Source organism: Streptomyces sp. NPDC048275 (assembly GCF_040652275.1).
GTDB lineage: Bacteria > Actinomycetota > Actinomycetes > Streptomycetales > Streptomycetaceae > Streptomyces.
The window spans coordinates 101,594-109,015 of record NZ_JBEZLR010000021.1; the positions used below are offsets into that span (position 1 = coordinate 101,594).

The 7,422-nt window shown below is 71.5% G+C and carries 5 protein-coding genes; 3 read left to right on the plus strand and 2 right to left on the minus strand.

Annotated elements, in window-relative coordinates; genetic code table 11:
- Positions 1-256: 256 nt before the first annotated feature.
- Both AB0D57_RS15720 and AB0D57_RS15725 read left to right on the plus strand, forming a co-directional pair.
- Positions 257-1,675: a hypothetical protein gene (locus AB0D57_RS15720; protein ID WP_362072003.1), complete on the plus strand. Its 1,419-nt coding sequence runs from the start codon at positions 257-259 to the stop codon at positions 1,673-1,675.
- 49 nt (positions 1,676-1,724) lie between these two features.
- Positions 1,725-2,579, plus strand: a complete 855-nt coding sequence (locus AB0D57_RS15725; protein WP_362072004.1) for a PaaX family transcriptional regulator C-terminal domain-containing protein — start codon at positions 1,725-1,727, stop codon at positions 2,577-2,579.
- Between the two features lie 126 nt (positions 2,580-2,705).
- Here AB0D57_RS15725 and AB0D57_RS15730 read toward each other — a convergent pair whose 3' ends face one another.
- Positions 2,706-3,161: an RpiB/LacA/LacB family sugar-phosphate isomerase gene (locus AB0D57_RS15730; RefSeq protein WP_362072005.1), complete on the minus strand. Its 456-nt coding sequence runs from the start codon at positions 3,159-3,161 to the stop codon at positions 2,706-2,708.
- Positions 3,162-3,479: 318 nt separating this feature from the next.
- Between AB0D57_RS15730 and AB0D57_RS15735 the strand changes: the two genes are divergently transcribed.
- Entirely contained in the window at positions 3,480-5,159 is a 1,680-nt protein-coding gene (locus tag AB0D57_RS15735) for a hypothetical protein (RefSeq protein ID WP_362072007.1), read from the plus strand.
- A 48-nt stretch (positions 5,160-5,207) separates the two neighbouring features.
- Here the strand turns inward: AB0D57_RS15735 and AB0D57_RS15740 are convergent, their stop codons facing one another.
- Positions 5,208-7,232 (minus strand): serine protease, encoded by a 2,025-nt coding sequence (locus AB0D57_RS15740; RefSeq protein ID WP_362072009.1) that lies wholly within the window; start codon positions 7,230-7,232, stop codon positions 5,208-5,210.
- Positions 7,233-7,422: the final 190 nt, after the last annotated feature.

The window sequence follows — 7,422 nt, forward strand, 5'->3', positions numbered from 1 at the left end:
GGTTGCGCGGATTTTCCGGGCGGGAGAACGAACCGGGGTCGTGCACCTGTGAGGTCGCCGCTCCGAGCGGCTCGCCGATCGCGGCGACCCTTTACCGAGAACGTTGTGCACCTTCTTGACGGCAGCAATCTACACACCTACCTTCGCGGTGTCATCGCTCCGAACCGAGTGAGACCTGCTTTCCGGGCAGCCGGCGCCACCATCGGCCGTGCGGCCTCCTCGTCTCTCCCCCACCGAGGAAGAAGGAGCTCGCTGCGTGAACACCCGCATCCCCAGACGTACGTTCATCGCCCTGGCGGCGTTACTGCTCGCCGCCCCCCTCGCCCCGACTGCCCAGACCGCCGAGGCCGCCGAGGCCGCCGAGGCCGCCGAGGCCGCCGCTCACGTCGAGGGGCAACTACCGTCCGGTGCCGCGTACTTGATGGACGTACCGGAGTCCTGGAACGGCACGGTTCTGCTCTACAGCCACGGCTACACCCCAGCCGGCGCCCCCAACTCCGCCCGAAACGCGCCCGACGACGCCACGAAGACGCTCCTGCTCGGTCAGGGGTACGCGCTCATCGGCTCCTCGTACGCGAGCAACGGCTGGGCGGTGACCGACGCGGTGCCCGACCAGTTGGCCACCCTCGACGTCTTCACCGGCCGCTTCGGCCCGGCCCGCCGCACCATCGCCTGGGGCACCTCCTACGGCGGTCTCGTCACCACCGCCATTGCCGAGCGCCATGCGGGCCGCATCGACGGGTCGCTGGCCACGTGCGGTCTGCTCCAGGGAGGTGTCGCCAACTGGAACAGCACGCTGGACCCGGTCTTCGCCCTCAAAGCCCTGCTCGCCCCCGGCTCGGACATCCCCCTGACCGGGCTGGTCAGCCAGAGCGCCGCCGCCGACGCGGCGGGCGCCATGGCCGGAGTCGTCACCGAGGCACAGCAGACCGCCTCTGGCCGGGCCCGCATCGCCCTGGCCGCCGCCCTGCACAACATCCCCGGCTGGAACAACCCCTCCCAGCCCCGCCCCGGCGCGACCGACTGGGACACCCAGCAGGCCAACCAGTTCCAGGCCGTCATGGGCCTGGTGATGATGCCCGCGTTCTCCTGGCGACAGGAGGCCGAGAGCAGGGTCGGCGGCAACATGTCCTGGAACACCGGAGTCGACTACTCCACGATGCTCGGCCGCTCACCGCTCTACAAAGAGGTCGAGGAGTTGTACGCCAAGGCCGGCCTGTCCCTGAAAGGCGACCTCGGCACCCTGAACCGGGCCCCGCGGATCAACGCCGACGCGGGCGCCGTCCAGCGGATGGGCCGTACGAGCTCCTTCACCGGCCGACTGACCAAGCCGCAACTGGACATCCACACCACCGGCGACGGTCTGATCCCGGTGCAGGCCGAGAACGCCCACCGCCGAGCGGTCACAGCCGCGGGCTCCGCGCCCCTGCTGCGCCAGGCCTACGTCGAGAATCCGGGGCACTGCACCTTCAGCAGCGCCGAGTTGGCCGCCGCCCTGCACACCCTGGAGGACCGCGTCACGACGGGCCGTTGGCGGGGCACCGACCCTGAATCCCTCAACTCCCGTTCCGCAGAGGCCGATTCCTCCGTACCCGCACGCTACGTGTCCTACCGCCCGACACCGTACCCGCGCCCCTATGACCTGGCCCATCCCGCCGACGGCCGCCGGCCCTGAGCCCGCGCCGCCCGCCGTGTCCGCGGCGGGCGGCCGTACCCTTTCCGGCGTGGACGACAGACACCCCCGCACCTCCGCGGACGCTGAGGCCGGCCCTCAACTGCGCCCCCAGTCGCTGATGCTCGCCTTCTTCGGCGGCCATGTTCTCGACGAGGGTCCCCTGTGTGTGTACTCGGGCAGCATCATCGACGTCCTCGGACGCGTCGGGGTCGGAGAGCAGGCCGTCCGCTCCACCCTCACCCGGATGGTCAACCGGGGTCTGCTGCGACGCCAACGGCAGGGCCGCAAAATGTACTTCGGCCTGACCACGCACGCGACGCAGATCCTCCACGACGGGCAGAAACGTCTCTGGCGGACCAGCGCCGTCAACGACGACTGGGACGGAACCTGGACCCTGCTCGGCTTCTCCCTGCCCGAGTCCTGGCAGCGTCAGCGCCACGACCTGCGCTCCCGGCTCACGTGGTCCGGCTTCGGCCCGTTGTACAGCGGCCTGTGGATCGCTCCCGGCGATGTCGACATCTCCGAGATCATCGCCGAACTCGGCCTCACCGCCCACGTCAAGCTCTTCCACGCCCACGCCGACCCGGCCACCGACATCGACCTGATGATCCGCGACACCTGGAGCCTGGAGACCATCGCCGCACGCTACAGCGCCTTCGACGCACGCTGGACCGCTCACGTCGGCAACGCTTCCGGTGACCCGCTCGGGACCCGGCTGCGCCTGGTCGCCGAGTGGCTGGGCACCATCCGCACGGACCCGCGTCTCCCGGTCCGGCACCTGCCGCCCGACTGGCCGGCCCGCTCGGCGGAGGAGACCTTCCGGCGCATCGCGGAACAGACCGAGGAATCCGCCGGCCGCATGGCCGACGAGGTCCTGGAGACCACGCCGGCACATCCCTGCTGAAGAGGACCCCGGTCGGGGCGTCCGACATCCGGTCCTGGCACGGCTACGAGAACGGTTCACGTCTCGTGGACGGTGCACGTCTCGTGGACGGTGCGGCCCGGCAACCCGCGTACCTGCGGAACTCGGCTACGGATCGTTTCTGTCGCGGTCGAGCCGTCCTATGTGGGCGACGTTCTCGCGGTCATCGGCTTCGTCGCTGGCCTCGGCGGCGAACCAGGCATCGAGGATCTCCCTGAGCAGCGGCTCGGACGTCAGCCGAAGGCTCAGCGCCAGCACATTGGCGTTGTTCCAGCGGCGGGCGCCGTCCGCCGTATGCGCGTCCGTGCACAGGGCCGCTCGTACCCCGGGCACCTTGTTCGCGGCGATCGACGCGCCCGTGCCGGTCCAGCAGCACACGACAGCCTCGTCCGACGTCCCGGCGGCGACCTCGCGGGCCGCCGCCTCCGAGCAGATGGCCCACCGTGCGTCCTCTCCGGGGCGCAGCGCCCCGTGCGTCAGCACCTCGTGGCCGCGGCTGCGCAGTTCCGTCACAAGAAAGCGGGCCACGGGTTCGTCCATGTCCGAGGAAACAGAGATCCGCATGTCTTGGAGACTACTCAGCGGATGAGCCGGACGTCTCGCTGTGCGTTGCCGCCGGCCCGGCGTTCGCGCCGGGCCGGCGGCATATCTCCGGGGGCGCGGCAGGCGATGGCATCCCGGGCAGCCCGTACGGCGGCTGAAACAGCGCCCTACGGGCCGTCCGCCCCGGTCGGCGAGAACTACCGTGGGTATCGGCTGTTCCCTCGGGATGTCCGCCATGATCGAGGTCGGCGTGCCGACTGCTGCACGCTCGACCGCCGGGTGCGCAGAGCCGACCCGCGGTGGCGTCCGGGACGACTGCCCGCTCAGGAGAGGTACGGCATGGACTACTACGATCTCGGTACGTACAGCCGCCCGGTCACGACATCGTCGGCCGAAGCCCAGATGTGGTTCGACCGCGGGCTGATCTGGACGTTCGCGTTCCACCACGAGGAAGCGGTCAGGTGCTTCGAAGCCGCGGCCGCGGCCGACCCGCAGTGCGCGATGGCGGACTGGGGCATCGCCTACGCGCTCGGCCCGAACTACAACAAGCCGTGGGAGTTCTTCGACCGCCAGGACCTGGAGCGGACCGTGGACCGCACCCATGCCGCCGTCGAGCGGGCGCACGCCAAGGCCGCCGGCGCCACCCCGGTCGAACAGGCTCTGATCGACGCGCTGCGGGCCCGTTACCCCCAGTCGCGAGCGGTGGAGGACTGCTCGGTGTGGAACGAGCCCTACGCCGAGCGCATGCGCGCGGTCCACGACCTCGCCCCCGACGATCTCGACGTCGCCACCCTGTACGCCGACGCGCTGATGAACCTGACGCCATGGCAGCTGTGGGACCTGCCGACGGGTCGGCCGACCGCCGGTGCCCGCACGCTGGAAGCCAAGGCCGTCCTCGATCGTGCCGTCGGCACCGAGGCCGGCGCCGCCCATCCGGGAGCGCTGCACCTGTACATCCACCTCATGGAGATGTCGCCGACTCCCGAGACGGCGCTGCCCATCGCCGACCGACTGCGCGGGGCCGTCCCCGACGCCGGGCACCTGCACCACATGCCCTCGCACCTGGACGTGCTGTGCGGCGACTACCGGCGGGTGGTGTCGGACAACAACAACGCGATCGTCGCCGACGAGAAGTTCCGTCGGCGCGCGGGCGCGATGAACTTCTACACCCTCTACCGCTCGCACAACTTTCACTTCAAGATCTACGGCGCGATGTTCCTCGGGCAGTCCCGGACCGCCCTGGAGGCCGCCGCACAGCTCGAAGCGTCCATTCCGGAGGACCTGCTGCGGGTGGAGAGCCCGCCCATGGCCGACTGGCTCGAGGGCTTCCTGGCCATGCGGGTCCATGTGCTGATCCGCTTCGGACGCTGGGCCGACATCCTGACGCTGCCGATGCCGGCCGACCGGAAGCTGTACTGCACGACCACGGCGATGCTGCACTACGCCCGAGGCGTCGCGCTCTCCGCGACCGGCCGGACCGGCGAGGCGGAGGCCGAACGCGAGCTGTTCCGCGAGGCGGCCGACAGGGTCCCGGAGTCGCGCATGCTGTTCAACAACACGTGCGTGGACATCCTCCGGATCGCGGCCGCGATGCTCGACGGCGAACTGGAATACCGCAAAGGCAATCTCGACCTCGCCTTCGCCGCCCTGGAACGGTCGATCGAGCTGGACGACAATCTGCCCTACGACGAGCCCTGGGGATGGATGCAGCCCACCCGCCACGCCTACGGTGCCTTGCTGCTGGAGCAGGGCCGTGTCGCCGAGGCCGAGGCGGTCTACCGGGCCGACCTGGGCCTGGACGACTCGCTGCCCCGCGCCGTGCAGCACCCGGGCAACGTGTGGGCCCTGCACGGTTTCCACGAATGCCTCGTGCGCCAAGGAAAGGCGGGAGAGGCCCTCATCGTGGCCCAGCAGCTGAAAATCGCGGCCGCGATGGCCGACGTACCGATCGAGGCGTCCTGCTTCTGCCGCCTGGAGACGGTCGCCGGCCCCGCCGCCGAGGGCTGCTGCCACGGCTGAGGACCGCGCGAGAACCGGGGCCGGTGGCCGGTGGCAGCCGGTGCCGGGCTACGGGCGAGCAGCGCGGCCGATCTCGGCTGCGATTCGGGCGTCGGCAAGGTAGCGCGTGATGTCGTGTGCCCGATCCTTCGGATTGGCGCAGAGCACGTCGCGGACCCCTGGCCAGGTGTCGCCGAGCGGGCAGCCTATGGCGACAGCGTCCGCCGCCGCCCACGCGTTGATCCACGCGCCCACCTGACCTGGCCGGACCGGTCCGCCGGCGAGCAGCCGCCGGTACACGGCGTCGAGTCCGAGCGGACTGCCCGCGGTCACCAGCAGGGGCACCGAGGCCCGCTTGGGCAGCCTGGTGAACAGGTCGAGCGCGACGACGGTACCGAGGCTGTGGGTGACCAGCACGATCTCGCCGTCGTCGGGCACCTCGGTCAGCACCGCGTCGAGCACGGCGTCGCGTACTCCCTTGTTGTCGAGGTAGGCCGCGACGTCGCGGAACACCGTCGCGATCACCACGTCGTCGAGCCCGCTGCGCGCCGCGATCCACGACAGCGGTCGTTGCAGTGCGGCGACCGCCCCGCCGAGCAGGCCCGACTCCTGCGCGGGCACGCCCTGCGTCGCGTGCGCACCCGCCGTCACGGGCTCCCGCTCCTGCGCGGGCATCCCGGTGGTCTCGGCGGCCTCGTCGAGCAGCGCGGCGTACACCGCGCGGGCGCCGGGATCGACGGGCGCGTACGCCTCGGCCGTCGTCGCCGCCGTGGCGGGGACGACACCCTCGCGGGTGGCCGACGCGGTGGCCAACGCGTCGCCGTAGAAGGGGAACCAGACGTCGGCGGCGGCCAGCGGAGCAAGGCCCGCCGCCGCCAGCCCGCGGGCCAGCCCCCCGCACCACCCGGCGCGCAGCGCGGCGGGATCGCGGCCCTGCTGGCCGCGACCGTGCAGGAACACCACCCGCCGACCGGCGCCGGTCCGCCCGGTGAGGCCCCGCCGTTCACGAACGCCCACGGCGGCGTCCGCGGCAGGTGCGGCAGCCTGAGCGGGGAACACGCCTGCGGCCGGCCCACCGGAACGGTCGTCCGTTCGCACCGCCCCGGTCGGCGCAGGCACCCTCGCTACCGCCTCGCTCGGCACCGCCTGTGCGCCCAGCTCGGCGAGCAGCGGCTTCTGCTCCGCCGGTAGCTCGGCTGCGGCGAGGTGCCGAAGGATCGCGCTGACCCGTATCCCCTCGTTGGCGATCCACCCTTCGCCGTCGGGGTCGGGCACCCCTGCGTGGTGCAGCGCGACGACCTCCCACTGGTCGTTGAACACGGGCGAGCCGGAGTTCCCGGGCTCGGTGTCCGTGCGGTAGTGCAGGAACTGCGGCAACTGGTTGAGCAGGGCGTTGTCGCGGACCGCGACCTCCTTCGGCCGCCCGTCCGGGTGACCGACGACGTTCACCGGCTCACCGATGACGATCTTCCCCTGTTGCGCGATCAGCTTCAGCCGGCCGTGCACCGAGCCTGGCCTCCTCCCGTCGGAGCCCGGAGCGACCGCGACGAGTGTGTAGTCGAGCTCGGCGTCGGTGACGAACAGTGCGTGCGGGTCGAGGTCGTAGGTGTCGACGGGTTCGGTGACCCCGTCGACGTCGAGTTCGAGGTCGAACTCCGCGAAGGACCCGGTCGCCGTCGCCACGTCGGGCAGCACGTGGTTGTTGGTGAGCAGCAAGCGCTCCCCCACGAGGAACCCGGTGCCGAACCCCGCCCGCCGTCCGTCCTCGACGACGGAGATGCGCGCGACCGTGCGCGCCGCGCGCGCCCCGCGGGCAAGGAAGTTGACGCTCTGCAGCTCACTCGCGGCGCCGAGGATCCGTTCGAAGACGACGGCGGGACGCACCGGGCTCCCGGCGGGCGGCATCGGGGGCAGTGTCTCCGCTCCGACCTCGCCGTTGCTCAGCAGCCGCTCCGCGCGGGCGCGCAGCTGCTCCTCGCTGTCACCGGCGAAGCGCGTGCCGGCCTCCACCTGCCGACGCCGGATGTCCTCGCGCTGGTCCGCCGTGTCCCGGTACCGCTCCGCCATGCTCTGCCGCTGCTGTGGTAGGTCCATGCGCGCATGCTCCTTGGATCGAGAAGTCCGGCGCTTCGGGGAATTCCCTGCGGCGGACGTGCGCCCCCGCCGAAGCGGGTCGGCGAGGGCGCGGGCCGACGGCCTGCGCGCCGAGCGCGAGCAGGGCATCACCATCGACGTGGCGTACCGCTACTTCGCGACCGCGCGCCGCCGGTTCATCCTGGCCGAC

Excerpts from the sequence above, each read along its gene's own strand:
- AB0D57_RS15730 (WP_362072005.1), bottom strand. The coding sequence starts at position 3,161 with ATGCGGATCTCTGTTTCCTCGGACATGGACGAACCCGTGGCCCGCTTT.
- AB0D57_RS15740 (WP_362072009.1), bottom strand. The coding sequence starts at position 7,232 with ATGGACCTACCACAGCAGCGGCAGAGCATGGCGGAGCGGTACCGGGAC.
- AB0D57_RS15735 (WP_362072007.1), top strand. The coding sequence starts at position 3,480 with ATGGACTACTACGATCTCGGTACGTACAGCCGCCCGGTCACGACATCG.